Genomic DNA, 15,531 nt, shown 5'->3' on the forward strand with positions numbered 1-15,531 from the left:
GCTGCGACAGGCGCAGCCCGACCGGTACGGGTTGATGCTGCGGTTTTAAAGGTCCAAACAGGCTCTGTCGCCCTACTATCAAGCGCTTCAAGCTATGAATATCGCAGCAATCACTGGCTAGATGCCCGGCCCTCGTTCCACCAGCGCCGCCATGGCCAGCGCTTGCGGCGTGCCTTGCGCCGTCAGCCCCTCGACGACGCCGGCGCGGTCCGTGTCCGTGCGGTTCTGGCTCACCTTCCAGACGCCTTCCCAGCGTTCCACCGCCAGCTCCACGCCCACGATGGCGCCCAGCAGCTTGTGCAGGTAGTCGGCGGGCGCATCGTCCACGTGCCAGGGGTGCGGGCGGTGGGCTTCGTGCGCCTCGGTCAGGGTGTGCAGGATCGCGCGCAGGCGCTCGGGGTCGCCGTCCACCGCGCTGAGCGTGCCGTGGGCGTGCACCGTGGCGTAGTTCCAGGTGGGCACCTGTTTGCCATCGACGGCCTTGGACGGGTACCACGACGGCGACACGTAGGCCTGCGGGCCATGGAACACGGCCACCGCCTGCTGCGGCAGCAGCGGCCACACGCCGTTGCCGCGCCCCACGTGGCCCACCAGCGTGCCGTGCGGGCCGCGCGTGGGGTCCAGGTACAGCGGCACGTGGTTGACGTGCAGGGCGCCCTCGTGCGAGACGACCAGGGTGGCCAGGGGCTGGTCCCGCACCAGGCCGTGCAGAACGGCTGGGTCGGTCACCTGGAACTGGCGGTTGGCAATGGTCATGTCAGTGGTCCTTCCACGTCCAGCACGGGCGCGCAGTCGATCTGCGTCTTGACCGAGTTGGCCAAAAAGCACGCCGCGTGCGCCTGGTGGTGCAGGTCGGCCAGCACCGCGCTGCTGGGCGGGTGCGCCGCGTCGAAGCGCGTCACGGGCCGCAGCTGCACGTGCGCAACCACCAGGCGGCCTTCGGCATCCTTGGCCATGGTGCCCACGGCGGCATCGGTGTAGCTGTCCACGCGCCATCCGGCACGGCAGGCGAAGTCCAGGAACCACAGCATGTGGCAACTCGACAGCGCGGCCACGTAGGCTTCTTCGGGGTCCACGGCCGCGGCATCGGAGTAGGGCAGCGGCACCACATGCGGCGACGACGAGCCGGCCACCACGGCGCCGCCATCGAATTGCCAGGTGTGCGCGCGGTGGTAGCGCTTGTCCAGAAAGTCGTCGCTGCCACGGGACCAGGCGATGGTGGCGGTGTGCTCGGCCATAGGATCTTTCTTGTGGGACCGGGCCTCGCAGGCAGCCCGGATGGTTTCTAAAATGGTTCTTCAGTTTATGGCTGCATTGCCACAACGAAGGGGCCAATTCATGCCGGTTGCCAGAGCCAATCCCAAGGCGCCCACCGCCGCCGCGGGCGCACCCAGCCCACGCCCGGGCCTGTTGCGCCAGCAGGTGTACGAGCAGTTGCGCAGCGCCATCGAGCAAGGGCGGTTGCCTGCGGGCACGCGCCTGCCGCCGTCGCGCGAGCATGCGGCCGGCCTGGGTGTGTCGCGCAACACGGTGCTCTGGGCCGTGCAGCGCCTGCAGGCCGAGGGCTACGTGGAAGCGCGAGTGGGCGACGGCACCTATGTGTCCGAGGCCGCGGGCACGGCCCCGGCGCAGGGACTGGTGGCGCCGCCGCGCGGGCTGTCGAAGCGCGGGCAGCTCATTGCCGAGACGGCGGCGCGCTGGCGGCCTCCGCATGTGGCGGCGCGGGCATTTCGCATCGGCGCGCCCGAGGTGGACACTTTTCCGTTCGCGCTGTGGGACCGCCTGGCGCGCCAGGCCAGCCCCGGCCAGCGCAGCGCCCGCGCGCAGTACCTGGCCCCTGCGGGCGACCCCCAGCTGCGCCAGGCCATCGCGCTGTGGCTGTGGGCGTCGCGCGGCATCCGCTGCGATGCGGCGCAGGTGGTGGTGTGCTCGGGCTCGCAGCAGGGCATCGATCTGATCGCGCGGCTGCTGCTGGACGCGGGCGACGAGGTGCTGGTGGAAGACCCCGGCTACCCCGGCATCCGCGCCAGCCTGCTGGGCCACGGCGTGCTGGCGCGGCCGGTAGCGCTGGATGCGCAGGGCCTGCGCATCGCCGAAGGCGCCGCGCAGTGGCCCGGTGCGCGCATGGCCGTGGTCACGCCCACGCACCAGTTCCCCACCGGCGTGTGCATGCCACTGGCGCGGCGCCAGGCCCTGCTACAGTGGGCGCGCACGCACGACGCCTGGGTGGTGGAGGACGACTACGACGGCGAATTCCAGTACGGCAAGCACGACGGCAAGGCCCAGCGCGTGCCCGCCCTGTGCAGCCTGCCGGGCTCGGAGCGCGTGCTGTACGTGGGCACGTTCTCCAAGACCCTGCACCCCGGCCTGCGCCTGGGCTTCGTGGTCGTGCCACCCGCGCTGGTGGAAGCCTTTGCCATGGCCCGCGCCATCACCGACCGGCATGCGCCCGGCGACGCACAGGCGGTGCTGGCGCGCTTCATCGCCGAAGGCCACCTGCTGCGCCACCTGCGGCAGATGCGCGAGCTGTACCAGGAGCGCCAGCAGGTGCTGATCGACGCGCTGGCCCAGGCCAGCGGCGGCGCGCTGCAGCTGGCGCCCAGCGACCGGGGCATGCACCTGCTGCTGGAATGCGCGCCCGGCAGCAACGACGAGGCCTTGAGCCGCAGCGCACTCGCCGCCGGGGTGATGCTGGCACCCTTGTCGCGCTATGCGATGGAATCGAACCGTAGAGGCTGGCTGTTTGGCTACGCGGGCTACGGCGAGCCCGAGATCGTGGCCGCCGCGCGGGTAGTGGCGCGGTTAGCTTCCAGAAGTCACCGCAAGGGGCTCTGACCGGCGAGCGACCGCCGCGCTGGCGGTGTCCCCCTACCTTTTCCACCATTGCTGCGAGAGCGCGGGCTGCCGGATGTCCAGCCGCTCGCCCATCACCGGCGCCACCAGCGGCACGCCGGCTTTCCCGGCCAGGGCGGTGATGCGGTCGAACGGGTCCGTCCACGCGTGCAGCGCCAGGTCGAACGTGCCGTTATGGATGGGCATCAGGTGGCGGCCCTTCACGTCCAGGTGGGCCTGCAGGCTTTCCTCGGGCTGCATGTGCACGTCGGGCCACTGGGCGTCGTAGGCGCCGGTTTCCACCATCGTCAGGTCGAACGGGCCGAAGCGCTCGCCGATGGCCTTGAAACCGTCGAAGTAGCCCGTGTCGCCGCTGAAGAAGATGCGCGTGTCCCCCACCACCAGCACCCACGACGCCCACAGCGTGCGGTTGCCGTCCGACAGGCTGCGGCCCGAGAAGTGCTGCGCGGGCGTGGCCACCAGTTTCACGCCGGCGATGGTGGTGCCCTGCCACCAGTCGAACTGCTGCACCTTGGCGGCGGGCACGCCCCAGGCGACAAGGCGGTCGCCCACGCCCAGCGGCGTGACGAAATGCGCCACCTTGGGGGCGAGCTGCCGGATGGCATCGAAGTCCAGGTGGTCGTAGTGGTCGTGCGAGAGCACCACGCCGGTGATGGGCGGCAGCTCGTCGATGGCGATGGGCGGCGCATGGAAGCGCTTGGGGCCCATGAAGGAAAACGGCGAGGCGCGTTCGGAGAACACCGGGTCGGTCAGCCAGAACTGGCCCTGCAGCTTGAGCAGCATGGTCGAGTGGCCCAGGCGCCACAGGCTCAGGTCGGGGGCGCCCAGCAGATCGGCCTGCGTGAGCGGCAGCACCTGTGGCGGCTGGGCCGGCACCGCGTCGGCGGGCTTGTCCGTCATGAAGCGCCACATGATGCCCAGGGTCTTGGCAAAACCCGGGGCCTGGCGCGGCGCCGCATTGCGGAACTTGCCATCGACGTACTGGGGCGATTGCTCATGGGAGCTTGCCGACAAGGAGGTGCAGGAAAGGATGCTGTAGGCCATGGCGGTGACAACGGTGAGGATGAGAAGGATTCGGGGCGTGCGGCGGAGCATGGATGCTTTTCCGAAAAGTGCACTGCACAGTGTAGTTCACTTTTCCAAAAAGTAAACTACCCGGTGTAAAATAGGGGAATGACCGAGCCCGCCACCGTGATCGCCCCCACCCGCCTGACCGACCGCAAGCGCGAGGCCATCGTGCAGGCCGCCATCGGCGAATTCCGCGAACATGGCTTCAACGGCACCAGCATGGACCGCGTGGCCGCGGCGGCCGAGGTGTCCAAGCGCACGGTGTACAACCACTTTCCCAGCAAGGACGAGCTGTTCGGCGCCATCCTGGACCACCTGTGGGAGCGCAGCCATTCATTGCCCGACGTGGCCTACGACGCGGGGCGACCGCTGCGCGCGCAGCTGCTCGCGGTGCTGGAGCAGAAGATGGAGCTGCTGAACGACGCGAGCTTCATCGACCTCTCGCGCGTGGCGATGGCCGAGATGATGCACACGCCCGAGCGCGCCCAGGCCATGGTGGCGCGCCTGTCCGAAAAGGAAGAAGGCCTGCCGCGCTGGATCCGCGCGGCCCAGCAGGATGGCGCCCTGCGCGCGGGGGTGGACCCGCAGTACGCGGCCCACCAGCTGCACGGCATGGTCAAGTCCTTTGCCTTCTGGCCCCAGCTGGCCATGGGCCAGCCGCCGCTGGCGCCTGCCGTGCAGCAGCAGGTGCTGGCCGATGCGGTGGAGATGTTCCTCGGGTTCTACGCGGTCGGCGCGCCGTAGGCCGGGGAACCCCGGCCCGGGCAAAATGCTCGCCGCACGACCGCCAGCCCCTCCCCGGGCACGCCTCCCATGCGCAAACGCCACTCCCTCCTCATCGGCCTGGGCATCGCCACCGCGGCGGTCTGGGTTTTCAACGCCTCCTGGCGCGCAGCGCCGCCCGAAGGCGCCAAAGCGCGCCTGATCGCGCACCGGGGCGTGCACCAGACCTACCACCGCGAGGGGCTGGAGCGGGACACCTGCACCGCCCGGCGCATCGAGCCGCCCACGCACGACTACATCGAGAACACGGTGCGCTCCATGCAGGCGGCATTCGCCCATGGCGCGGACATCGTGGAGCTGGACGTGCACCCCACCACCGACGGCCGCCTGGCCGTGCTGCACGACTGGACGCTGGACTGCCGCACCGAAGGCCGGGGCACCACGCGCAGCCACGCGATGTCCTACCTGCGCACGCTGGATGTGGGCTACGGCTACACCGCCGACGGGGGCCGGACCTACCCCCTGCGCGGCAAGGGCGTGGGGCTGATGCCCGAGCTCTCCGAGGTCTTCACGGCCATGCCCGGCCAGCGCTTTCTCGTCAATTTCAAGAGCCGGGAGGCGCGCGAGGGCGACATGCTCGCCGCGCTGGTGGCCGGACAGCCCGCCTGGCGGCAGGCCATCTGGGGCGCGTACGGGGGCGACGAGCCCACCCTGCGCGCCGCCGGGGCGCTCGCGGCCCAGGGCGGGGCACCCGTCAGGACCTGGTCGCGCCAGGGGCTGGCGCAGTGCCTGGGCCGCTACATCGCCCTGGGCTGGGCCGGCATCGTGCCCGAGGCCTGCCGCCAGACCACCGTGATGGTGCCTCTGAACGTCGCGCCCTGGCTCTGGGGCTGGCCGAACCTGCTGCAGCAGCGGCTGCGGCAGGCGGGCAGCGAGATCATCCTGCTGGGCCCCTACGGCGCGGGCGACGCCGGCACCTCGGGCATCGACACGCCCGCGCAGCTGGCCCAGGTGCCCCGGGGCTTCGCGGGCTATGTCTGGACCAACAAGATCGAGGTCATCGGGCCCGTCTTCCGGCGCTGAGCCCGGCTTGGCGCTACGCTTGGCGGCTGCGTGCGCCCCGGCGCATTCCGGCTTCTTTCTCTTCACCACCACCTCATCCCTTCCCACCCCATGCCCCTTGCCCCCTACCTCGATACCGCCCCGTGCCTGGGCAGCGGCGTCTTCATCCACGACTCCGCCCAGGTGATCGGCGACGTGACCCTGGGCCGCGACGCCTCTGTGTGGTGCAACGCCGTGCTGCGCGGCGACGTGAACCGCATCGTGGTGGGAGAGTGCAGCAACGTGCAGGACCTGGCCATGGGCCATGTCTCGCACCGCAACGCCAGCAAGCCCGAGGGCTCGCCGCTCCTCATCGGCAGCCATGTGACCATCGGCCACTCGGTGATCCTGCACGGCTGCCGCATCGGCGACGAATGCCTGATCGGCATGGGCTCGATCGTGATGGACGACGCCGTGGTGGGCGACCGCGTGATGCTGGGCGCGGGCAGCCTGGTCTCGCCCGGCAAGGTGCTGGAAAGCGGCTACCTCTACATGGGCCGCCCGGCGGTGCGCCAGCGCGCGCTGACGGACGCGGAGATGGCGTACCTGCGCTACTCGGCCGAACACTACGTGCGGGTGAAGAACAACTACCAGGCCCCGCCGCTGACGGAGCCTGCAGCCTGATCCGGTCCGGAAGTCCGGCAGGCCCCAGGGCGCGCGGGCGGCGCGTATCGCATCACTATTCGAGCCATGTTTGTCTATGAGTGAACTTCTTGAGCAACTGTCCCAGTCGGTCTCCACGGCCCACTCCGTCGAAGAGCTGACGCGGCCGCTTCTGGAAATGCTGGAGGCGGTGACGGGGCTGGAGTCCACCTACCTCACCGCCATCGACGAGGCACAGGGCGTGCAGCACGTGCTGTACGCGCGCAACTCCAGCGCCATGCAGATCCCCGAGGGCCTGGTCGTGCCCTGGAACGACACGCTGTGCAAGCGCGCACTGGAAGAGGGCCGCACCTTCACCGACAACGTGCCCGCCTGCTGGGGCGATTCGCAGGCCGCGCGCGGCCTGGGCATCCGCACCTACGCGAGCCAGCCCGTGCGCGTCGGCAACGGCGCGCTGTACGGCACGCTGTGCGCGGCCAGCACCCACGCCCGCCCGCGCACGCCCGAGGCCGAACGCATCCTCACGCTGTTCGCCTACCTCATCGGCCAGCAGGTGGAACGCGAGCAGCTCATCCACAAACTGCTGGCCGCCAACGAACAGCTGGCCGCCGTGGCCGCCACCGACCAGCTCACGGGGCTGCCCAACCGCCGCGCGCTCATGGAGGCGCTGGAACGGATGCTGGCGCAGGGCCGGCGCCGGCAGATGGGCGTGCAGATCGCGTTCATCGACCTCGACGGCTTCAAGGCGATCAACGACACCCACGGCCACGAGGTGGGCGACCGGTTCCTCGTGGCCGTCGCGCAGCGCCTGCGGGGCGTGCTGCGCGCCGAGGACCTGGCCGCGCGCCTGGGCGGCGACGAGTTCGTGGTGATCAGCCTGAGCGCACACGCCGGCGACGCCCTGCACACCGCGCAGGATGCGCTGAGCCTGCGCATCGCCCAGGCCACGCAGGGCCGCTTCGACCTGCCGGGCGCATCGCTGGACTACGCCGGCGCCAGCGTGGGCGCGGTCACCATGGCGCCGGACCAGACCTGCAGGGCCGAGGACGCCCTGCGCGTGGCCGACCAGATGATGTACCAAGTCAAGCGCGCGCGCCGGCAGGCCCAGGACGCGCTGGCACAGGCGCGCGGCGGGCTGCCCACCCGCCGCTGAGCCGGCCCGCGCCGCCGCCGCAGTAGCCACACCGCCAGGGACACCATCGCGGTGCCGGGATAATCGGCGGTCACCACCCCCACGCTCCATGGCCTCTTCCCCGTGCCGCGTGCTCGCCGTCATCCCCCCGATGACGCAGCTGAACACGCCCTATCCGTCCACCGCCTACCTCACGGGCTTCCTGCGCTCGCGCGGCGTCCTCGCGTTCCAGGAGGACCTGGCGCTGGCGCTCGTGCTGCGGCTGCTCTCGCCCGAGGGCCTGAGGGCCGTGGCCGCCAAGGTGGATGCACTGCCCGCCAAGAAACAAAGCCCCGCCGTGCAGTCCTTTGCCGCGCAGCAGGACCGCTACCTGGCCACCATCGGCCCGGCCATTGCCTTCCTGCAGGGGCGCGACAGCACGCTGGCCCACCGCATCGCGGGCCGCAACTACCTGCCCGAGGGCCCACGCTTCGCCACGCTGGACGTGTATGTGGACGACGAAGGCGGCGACCCGCTGGGCTGGGCGTTCGGCGCCCTGGGCCTGCACGACAAGGCCAAGCACCTGGCCACGCTGTACCTGAACGACCTGGCCGATGTGCTGCGCGACGCGGTGGACGAGCGCTTCGAATTCGTGCGCTATGCCGAATCGCTGGCGGGCAGCCAGCCCACGTTCGACCCGCTGGCCACGGCCCTGGCCGCACCGCCCACGCTGGTGGACGACCTGCTGGCGCAGCTCACGCACGAGGCCATCGAACGCCACCAGCCCACGGTGGTGCTGCTGTCGGTGCCTTTCCCGGGCTCCGTGTACGCGGCGTTCCGCATCGCGCAGGCCATCAAGGCGCGCCATCCGCAGGTGGTGACGGTGCTGGGCGGCGGCTTCGTGAACACCGAACTGCGCGAGCTGGCCGACCCGCGCGTGTTCGACCATGTCGACTACGTGACGCTGGACGCCGGCGAGCGCCCGCTGCTGGCGCTGCTGGAACATGTGCGCGGCGAGCGCGGCCGCCAGCGGCTGGTGCGGACCTTCGTGCGCAACGACGGCGAGGGCGGCGATGGCGCGGTGCAGTACATCAACATGATGGAGGCCGACGTGGCCTTCGCCGAAGTGGGCACGCCCACCTGGGACGGCCTGCCGCTGGACCGTTATCTGTCGCTGCTGGACATGCTCAACCCCATGCACCGGCTGTGGAGCGACGGGCGCTGGAACAAGCTCACCGTGGCGCACGGCTGCTACTGGAAGAAGTGCAGCTTCTGCGACGTGAGCCTGGACTACATCAGCCGCTACGAGGGCGCGAGCGCCGAGGTGCTGGCCGACCGCATCGAGGCCATCGTGCGCGAGACGGGGCAGACGGGTTTTCACTTCGTGGACGAGGCTGCGCCCCCCAAGGCGCTGAAAGCACTGGCCACCGAGCTGATCGCGCGCAACGCGGGCATCAGCTGGTGGGGCAATGTGCGGTTCGAGAAAACCTTCACGCCCGACCTGGCCGAGCTGATGGCCGACAGCGGCTGCATCGCCATCTCGGGCGGGCTCGAAGTCGCGTCCGACCGGCTGCTCACCCTCATGAAAAAAGGCGTGTCGGTGGACCAGGTGGCGCGCGTGACGCGGGCCTTCACCGACGCGGGCATCCTGGTGCATGCGTACCTGATGTACGGCTTTCCCACCCAGACCGTGCAGGACACGGTGGACGCGCTCGAATACGTGCGCCAGCTGTTCGCCAACGGCTGCATCCAGAGCGGGTTCTTCCACCGCTTTGCCTGCACCGTGCACTCGCCCGTGGGCAAGAACCCCGAGGAGTACGGCGTGACCCTCGCGCCGCTGCCGCCGGGCGACTTCGCCAAGAACGACGTGGCCTTCATCGACCCCACGGGCGTGGACCACGATGCGCTGGGCGGCGCGCTCAAGAAAGCCATCTACAACTACATGCACGGCATCGGCCTGGAAGAAGACGTGCGCACGTGGTTCCCCTTCAAGGTGCCCAAGACCACGGTGCGGCGCGACCGCATCGAGCGGGCGCTGCGCGAGCGAGGATGAGGATATATATCTCCTTTGATAGCTGCTAGCGCCCGGTACATCGGCGTTTCAAGCCATTTTTGCGGGTGATGTGTCAGGGGGACCCTGCTTCCCTCGGAGTTCTGGCGCAGTTTCCAAAGTCAGCAGCCTGCACACCGCAGACAGCCCGCCTTCCTCGACAGACCCTACACAAGCAGAACCTGTGGTCACGGCGGGCATTTCACAAGCCGCCGCCTCAGCGACCAAGCCGGAACCGGCGCAGACTCAACGCTGGCGGCGCCCCGTTTGCGCAACGGCGGTGCACCGGCATTGGCTCTTGTCCACCCAGAACTGTTCGGGCACCGCGTGCTCCATGGCGCTGCTGTACTGCCCCCGCATCTTGTTGTACGCAATCCAGCGGTTTTGGGCTGCAGTTTTTCCGTTGCTAGTGAGTTCGGGTTTGTTGTTGATCGCGGCACTGGGGTCGTCGTTCTTGACCCACCGGGTGTGCCGCAGGTGCCCGATGTCCATGTTCAGCCCCTGGAAGGTAATGCCCGTGGTGACGATGCCGTACAGCTTGTTGGGGCGTACCTGGGCGTGGAACAGGCCGTAGCTGAGCGCTGGGCGGTCCACCATCTGCGCCTGGGCGCTGGCGATGGCGCCGTGGCTTTGCAGTGCTGCGAAGTAGCCCCACAGGGTGGCGGTGAGCAGGTCTCCGGTGAGGTGGTCACCTGTCAGACCTTGCAGGATCGTTGCTCTTTGGCTTTCAGGGGCCGCCTGTGCTTGCTCCAGCTTTTGTTTTGTGGCCTCCATGCGCGTTTTGAGCGTTTGCAGTTGGGTCTGGCTGATGCCCTGGATGCTCAGGCTCAGGACTATAGGCATCACTCAGCTGTGCATAGCTTTTCTGATTCATCTCGGCCTCAATTATCGAAGGTGTCGCACTTCGGATTTGAGGCCGCCTGGATACGGGAGTGTGTTGCACGTCTGATTTAAGGCCACCGACACGGTAATGAAAGGCATCCCATACCACGTTCAGGGCTCAGGCCCACCTTCCCGCAACCTTCAACACCCAACAAAATAGGCAAAGCCTTTTTGAAACTGTATTTTTTAGAAAACCCTCAATAATTGACATTTTTTTTGCAACTATCGCCAACGCATAGAAATATAAAAAACCAACCAACAACCCCACTATTCCAACAAGAAAAAAGTAATGAGACACCGAATCTTCAAAAATAAAAAAAACAGCACCACACAAAAACACAAACGACGAAAATAAAATATCTGAAATAATTACAATTCCAGAAAAGATTTCAATCTTCATATTATGTGATAGTTTCATTTTTTTGCCTCACGAAGCAAATCTATAGCAACAACCAAATAGCCTACAGCTTGTTGCAAGACTGTCGACAGTATCGCAAGGCCGGCCGCCGCCCACGCAGCACCTTTTTCTGTGGCGCCTTTTATCCCGCCTAATATATTCGAGAACACAACCAACGCTGATATAGCCTTTATGACCCCATCCTTCTCATCCTGAGACAAGTTCTCTTGACTCAGGATCTTATCCAAAGTCTTTATATAACTCAGGACACCATAGATCATTGCAGCAACTAGTACAGCGAGAGAAGCAAATGTGGCGATGGAGTAGACGCCCACAGCCATAACAAACCAAAGGGGTGGGAATGCAAACGAAAGCAACGCTATCGCGATAAAAAGCATCGCCCCATTTCCCCTCCCTTCAATCATGTAAGCCCCAGCCCCCGTCTCCGGGTGAGTGATGATGTATCCGTATCCCGTGAATCCGTGGGCATTGATCTGGCTTTCGTGGAATGTCACTTCCTTGCCTGCCTGGATGGCATTGCGGATTTCTGCGCCTACATCACCTCCAATTGTCAAATTGGGTAACGCTGTCGCTGCATTGCTCTGATTGATGGTGTAGATCTTTTGCCCTTGGCTTTGCGCGATGGCAATGGCCTTGACAGCTGAGACCGCTTGCGCGCAGTCCGCCAGCGTCGGGTTCTGAGTTTGCCCCTGGTCGTCCGTGTACCGAAATTGGTGCTGCAGGCCACCCCTCGTCACCAATCGTTGTTTCCAGCCTTGCGGCAAGGGGAATACCGCAGTGAGGCGATATTCTGGCTGCACATACACGTATCTCATGAAGTCCTCTGTGCAAGCTACCTGATATTCAGGAGTTGGATTTCAGATTTGGGGCTGCTCAACAAAACTCAGGATCGCGCCCCCACAGCTCTCAACACCCAACAGAAAAAACAATATTTCTGCGACGCCTTGTCGCCAAGCAGATCATCCATCATCAACCTACTTTTAACGAACATGCCAAAACCATAGAAACAAAAAAATACCCACCAAAAATCCCACAAGCCCCGCGAATAATGAATATTGAACAACACCCTCAAAGAAAAAAGTAAAAGCCCCGCACAAAAATATGAATGACACAAAAACCAAATCAATAACAATCTCACGACAAATAAAAATCTCCACATCACGTGATATTTTCATTTTTTCGCCTAGCCAAGCACGCTTATGGTAGCCGTCAAAAAAACATAGCGCATTGCAACAGCACAATTTTCCACGATGATGCAAAAATTAACATCACAAACGGAAAAATCGAAGAGATAAATACAACAGAATTGCCATCAATAAGAAAACAATTCGCCCCCGCCCTCTTTCTCGAATTGAAATAGGGCCACTAACACTCAGTACGGCTGACACAAAGGCCAGTGCAGCACCCAAATTACTCCCTCTTTCAAAAGCAGCGATTGATAAAATAATAAATAATGGGATAGGCCAGTGATTTAACATAATAGACTAATTTTTGACTGGGCAACGTATGAAAGCTTCCTTGAGTGACATAACAAATAAAGTGTAGTACAACATAGCAACCATACCCACTAGAAAACCAAGACCCAATATTGCATAACCAAGCAAAAGACCAAAAATCGTCACAAAAGAGTAAAAAGCAATGGCTCTCACAAAAGCATCGCCAGCCCCTCTACACTCTTCAGAACCGTCATATATATCGAGCGCATCCAAGACATTAAGAATAATTCCAAGAAAATTACCCAGCAAAGAAAATAACTTATCGGCAGCAGCACCAATTAAGTTTACAAAATATGAAAACAGGAGGCTCACAGAGCTAGGAGCTTTATCATCCATATATCCACCACTCCCCCTTCCCTCAATCATGTAGGCCCCAGCTCCCGTCTCCGGGTCGGTGATGATGTAGCCATACCCCGAGAATCCATGCACATTGAGTTGCCGCTCGTGCACCGTCACTTCTTTCCCGGCCATCACCGCTGATTGAATCTCCTGCCCCACCGTACCGCCCACCGGCAGCTTGGGCAAGGCCGTGGCTGCGTTGCTCTGGTTGATGGTGTAGATGCGCTGGCCTTCCGCCTGGGCGATAGCAATGGCTTTGACGGCTGAGACTGCTTGCGCGCAGTCTGCTTTGGTGGGGTTCTGGGTTTGCCCCTGGTCGTCCGTGTACCGGCATTGCGTTTTGTCCACCCAGAATTGCTCAGGCACGGCATGTTCCATGGCGCTGCTGTACTGGCCCCGCATCTTGTTGTACGCAATCCAGCGGTTTTGGGCTGCAGTTTTTCCGTTGCTAGTGAGTTCGGGTTTGTTGTTGATCGCGGCACTGGGGTCGTCGTTCTTGACCCACCGGGTGTGCCGCAGGTGCCCGATGTCCATGTTCAGCCCCTGGAAGGTAATGCCCGTGGTGACGATGCCGTACAGCTTGTTGGGGCGTACCTGGGCATGGAACAGGCCGTAGCTGAGCGCTGGGCGGTCCACCATCTGCGCCTGGGCGCTGGCGATGGCGCCGTGGCTTTGCAGTGCTGCGAAGTAGCCCCATACGGTGGCGGTGAGCAGGTCTCCAGTGAGGTGGTCGCCGGTGAGTCCTTGCAGGATGGTGGCCCGTTGAACCTCTGGGGCGGCCTGAGCCAGTTCCAGCTTTTGTTTTGTGGCCTCCATTCTGGTCTTGAGGGTGGTGAGCTGGGCTTGGCTGATGCCCTGGATGCTCACGCCCAATGCCGTTTGCTGGCCTGCAATAAGCTGGTCTTGGGTTTCATCCCAGTCCTGGCTGCCGTAGCGGGTGAAGCCGCCTTGACCTACGGGTTCGCTGCCTGCGCGCATGCCGGGGCCGGTGGCTACGACGGTGCCGTCCACCGAGATTTGGGGCTTGAGGTTGATGCTGCTCGATAGCCCCCTGGGCAGTTGGCTGGGGTCCAACTGTTGGCCGGGGGCGGGCTTGGGGATGAGGGCTGCGATGGCGGCTTCGTCAGCGGCGCTGGCTGCCACCCAGGCCAGGGTGATTTTTTTGCCGGCGATGGCTGCGGTGGGGGTTTGCCAGCTCAGCAGGGGGTTGTCTCCCCACGCGGCGCTGCGGGCGTCTGCGTAGATTTCGTATTTGAAGTGCGTTTTGCTGGACGTGGGCAGGTCGCTGTGGGTTTGGCTGCGCGTCTTGATGTTGTAGGGCAGGGTGCCTGCCAGGTAGGGCAGCGGGTCGATGCTGGCTTGCCGCGTGCCCAGGACGTCACCTACTGTGCTTTGGCCTGCGTTTTGGCTGTCGATGTAGGTTTTAAGGCGGGCCTGGTAGCTGCCCAGCTGGCTTTGCAGGGCGCTGGTGTTGAGGTTTCTCACCCAGCCTTCTGCCGGGTTGGTTTCTGCGCCTTGCTGGGCTGCGTTCAACAGGGCCTGGGCGTCCAGCGGTACGGCACTTTGCAGGTCCATGCCTTCTTTGAAGGTGTATTGCTTGAAGCTGCCGTCCAGGGGCACCCAGGTGTCGGGGGTGCTTTGGCCTGGGGTGTGGCGCGTGCCTCGGCCGGGCTGGTATTGGATGAGGGCTTCGACCCAGGTGTGTTCGATGCGCAGGGCCTTGATTTGCCCGCCCGATACCAGGGCTACATTGCTGACCCCGCCTTGGCCCCAGATTTGCTGGGCGGCGTCTACGGTGCGGACGCCGCCCACCCAGTTGAGGGCCTGGGCGGTGGGGATGTCTACGGTGCCGGCCACATACCGCGCAGGGATGCCGCTGGCGCGCAGCAGGGCCACCAGCAGGCTGGCGGTGTCCACGGCGTTGCCGGATTTTTTGTCGAGCGTGTCTTGCGCGCCTTGTACGCTGCCTTGGGTGGGCACGTAGTGGATGTTGTCGTGCACCCACTGGTAGATCTTGTGGGGGTTGTGGCCCAGGGTTTGGGCCAGGGCCTTGATGGCGTCGGTGTGGGGAGCATCCAGCGTGGGGGCCAAGTCGGCTGCGCTGGGGGCGCTGGCGGCTTTAGCGCTTTGCACGGTGGCGGCCTTGGCGGCGGATGGAGGCTGCTCTGCCTCAGGGCCATCCATCTGGATGGGCGCTTGGGGGCGGGCTCGCTCTGCCTGCCAGGGCAGCTTGTTCAGGTTGAGGGGCAGGTGGGTTTTGCCGGGGGCCTCTGTGTCGATGAATTCCTTGAGCACCTGCAAGGCCGCGGCCTTGCCATTGCTGCTGCCTTCCTGCACGGCCTGGAGGCGCTTGACCAGCTGTTCGTGCTTGTCTGCAAAGGCGGCTTCCTGGGCGAGCTGGCGGTCAAGAACGCTGCCTTCAACGCCTGCGTTTTGCCAGGTGTTGCGCAGGGATTCCCATTCTTGCTGGAGCGCCTGGGCCTGGCGGTCCAGCGTTTGCACGGCGGGCAGGCTCGAGGCTGCGTCAGTGAAGGTGGCGGCGATGCCGGGGGTGCCAAATTCGGGATTCAGCGCTCTGGCCAGTTGCTCCAGGGTGTCAGCGTATTGCTCGGCTGGCGCACCGCTTTGCAGGCGCTGCTGCACCGCCAGCTGGTTGCGCTGCGCCATTTGCGCGTGGACGAGGGGCAGTCCCACGGTGTTGAGCACCGAGGCCGTGAGCAGCCACACCACCGCGCGTTTGAACCAGCCCACCGGGCGGTCCTGCTGAGTGGGCTGGGTTGGGTGACTGCGGGTGTGCTGGTGCCCGGGGGCCTGCAATGGGCGCATGGGGTCGTTCTCTCTCAAAGGGGGGGTGACAGTGGTGGCCGGTATCAAAAGCCCGGTGGCG

Annotated in this window: 13 protein-coding genes; 6 read left to right on the forward strand and 7 right to left on the reverse strand. The window is 64.8% G+C overall.

Annotated features, from left to right (window positions below; translation table 11 throughout):
- Positions 1-117: 117 nt before the first annotated feature.
- Positions 118-756: an FMN-binding negative transcriptional regulator gene (locus tag KW843_RS17030; RefSeq protein WP_218296354.1), complete on the reverse strand. Its 639-nt coding sequence runs from the start codon at positions 754-756 to the stop codon at positions 118-120.
- On the reverse strand, positions 753-1,238 hold the full coding sequence (locus KW843_RS17035) for an OsmC family protein (RefSeq protein ID WP_218296355.1): 486 nt from the start codon (positions 1,236-1,238) through the stop codon (positions 753-755). Before KW843_RS17035 ends, KW843_RS17030 begins: the two co-directional genes overlap by 4 nt.
- Positions 1,239-1,338: 100 nt before the next feature.
- Between KW843_RS17035 and KW843_RS17040 the strand changes: the two genes are divergently transcribed.
- Positions 1,339-2,835, forward strand: coding sequence for a PLP-dependent aminotransferase family protein (locus KW843_RS17040; protein WP_218296356.1), 1,497 nt, complete (start codon positions 1,339-1,341; stop codon positions 2,833-2,835).
- 33 nt (positions 2,836-2,868) lie between these two features.
- Here the strand turns inward: KW843_RS17040 and KW843_RS17045 are convergent, their stop codons facing one another.
- The gene (locus KW843_RS17045; RefSeq protein ID WP_218296708.1) at positions 2,869-3,897 is read right to left on the reverse strand and encodes an MBL fold metallo-hydrolase; all 1,029 of its coding nucleotides are present in this window, start codon (positions 3,895-3,897) and stop codon (positions 2,869-2,871) included.
- Between the two features lie 129 nt (positions 3,898-4,026).
- On the opposite strand from KW843_RS17045, the gene KW843_RS17050 reads away from it, so the two are divergent.
- The 5 genes from KW843_RS17050 (at position 4,027) to KW843_RS17070 (ending at position 9,512) form a co-directional block, all read left to right on the forward strand.
- The gene (locus tag KW843_RS17050) at positions 4,027-4,665 is read left to right on the forward strand and encodes a TetR/AcrR family transcriptional regulator (RefSeq protein ID WP_218296357.1); all 639 of its coding nucleotides are present in this window, start codon (positions 4,027-4,029) and stop codon (positions 4,663-4,665) included.
- Positions 4,666-4,734: 69 nt separating this feature from the next.
- Positions 4,735-5,727 (forward strand): glycerophosphodiester phosphodiesterase family protein, encoded by a 993-nt coding sequence (locus tag KW843_RS17055; RefSeq protein WP_218296358.1) that lies wholly within the window; start codon positions 4,735-4,737, stop codon positions 5,725-5,727.
- 90 nt (positions 5,728-5,817) lie between these two features.
- A complete protein-coding gene (locus KW843_RS17060) occupies positions 5,818-6,369 on the forward strand; it encodes a gamma carbonic anhydrase family protein (protein ID WP_218296359.1) in 552 nt (183 codons plus the stop codon).
- 76 nt (positions 6,370-6,445) lie between these two features.
- Entirely contained in the window at positions 6,446-7,501 is a 1,056-nt protein-coding gene (locus KW843_RS17065) for a sensor domain-containing diguanylate cyclase (protein ID WP_218296360.1), read from the forward strand.
- Between the two features lie 88 nt (positions 7,502-7,589).
- Positions 7,590-9,512 carry a radical SAM protein gene (locus KW843_RS17070; RefSeq protein ID WP_218296361.1) on the forward strand — a complete coding sequence of 641 codons (1,923 nt, stop codon included), beginning with the start codon at positions 7,590-7,592 and terminating at the stop codon, positions 9,510-9,512.
- Positions 9,513-9,755: 243 nt separating this feature from the next.
- Here KW843_RS17070 and KW843_RS17075 read toward each other — a convergent pair whose 3' ends face one another.
- The 4 genes from KW843_RS17075 to KW843_RS17090 form a co-directional block, all read right to left on the reverse strand.
- Entirely contained in the window at positions 9,756-10,352 is a 597-nt protein-coding gene (locus KW843_RS17075) for a hypothetical protein (protein ID WP_218296362.1), read from the reverse strand.
- A 157-nt stretch (positions 10,353-10,509) separates the two neighbouring features.
- The gene (locus KW843_RS17080; RefSeq protein WP_218296363.1) at positions 10,510-10,791 is read right to left on the reverse strand and encodes a hypothetical protein; all 282 of its coding nucleotides are present in this window, start codon (positions 10,789-10,791) and stop codon (positions 10,510-10,512) included.
- A 14-nt stretch (positions 10,792-10,805) separates the two neighbouring features.
- Positions 10,806-11,624, reverse strand: coding sequence for a hypothetical protein (locus KW843_RS17085; protein WP_218296364.1), 819 nt, complete (start codon positions 11,622-11,624; stop codon positions 10,806-10,808).
- Between the two features lie 669 nt (positions 11,625-12,293).
- A complete protein-coding gene (locus KW843_RS17090) occupies positions 12,294-15,395 on the reverse strand; it encodes a transglutaminase-like domain-containing protein (protein WP_218296365.1) in 3,102 nt (1,033 codons plus the stop codon).
- Between the last annotated feature and the right edge of the window lie 136 nt (positions 15,396-15,531).

This window comes from Acidovorax sp. sif1233 (assembly GCF_019218755.1).
Lineage (GTDB): Bacteria > Pseudomonadota > Gammaproteobacteria > Burkholderiales > Burkholderiaceae_C > Acidovorax.

Coding starts and splice junctions, on each gene's coding strand:
- KW843_RS17030 (WP_218296354.1), bottom strand. CDS start 756: ATGACCATTGCCAACCGCCAGTTCCAGGTGACCGACCCAGCCGTTCTG.
- KW843_RS17035 (WP_218296355.1), bottom strand. CDS start 1,238: ATGGCCGAGCACACCGCCACCATCGCCTGGTCCCGTGGCAGCGACGAC.
- KW843_RS17040 (WP_218296356.1), top strand. CDS start 1,339: ATGCCGGTTGCCAGAGCCAATCCCAAGGCGCCCACCGCCGCCGCGGGC.
- KW843_RS17045 (WP_218296708.1), bottom strand. CDS start 3,897: ATGGCCTACAGCATCCTTTCCTGCACCTCCTTGTCGGCAAGCTCCCAT.
- KW843_RS17050 (WP_218296357.1), top strand. CDS start 4,027: ATGACCGAGCCCGCCACCGTGATCGCCCCCACCCGCCTGACCGACCGC.
- KW843_RS17055 (WP_218296358.1), top strand. CDS start 4,735: ATGCGCAAACGCCACTCCCTCCTCATCGGCCTGGGCATCGCCACCGCG.
- KW843_RS17060 (WP_218296359.1), top strand. CDS start 5,818: ATGCCCCTTGCCCCCTACCTCGATACCGCCCCGTGCCTGGGCAGCGGC.
- KW843_RS17065 (WP_218296360.1), top strand. CDS start 6,446: ATGAGTGAACTTCTTGAGCAACTGTCCCAGTCGGTCTCCACGGCCCAC.
- KW843_RS17070 (WP_218296361.1), top strand. CDS start 7,590: ATGGCCTCTTCCCCGTGCCGCGTGCTCGCCGTCATCCCCCCGATGACG.
- KW843_RS17075 (WP_218296362.1), bottom strand. CDS start 10,352: ATGCCTATAGTCCTGAGCCTGAGCATCCAGGGCATCAGCCAGACCCAA.
- KW843_RS17080 (WP_218296363.1), bottom strand. CDS start 10,791: ATGAAGATTGAAATCTTTTCTGGAATTGTAATTATTTCAGATATTTTA.
- KW843_RS17085 (WP_218296364.1), bottom strand. CDS start 11,624: ATGAGATACGTGTATGTGCAGCCAGAATATCGCCTCACTGCGGTATTC.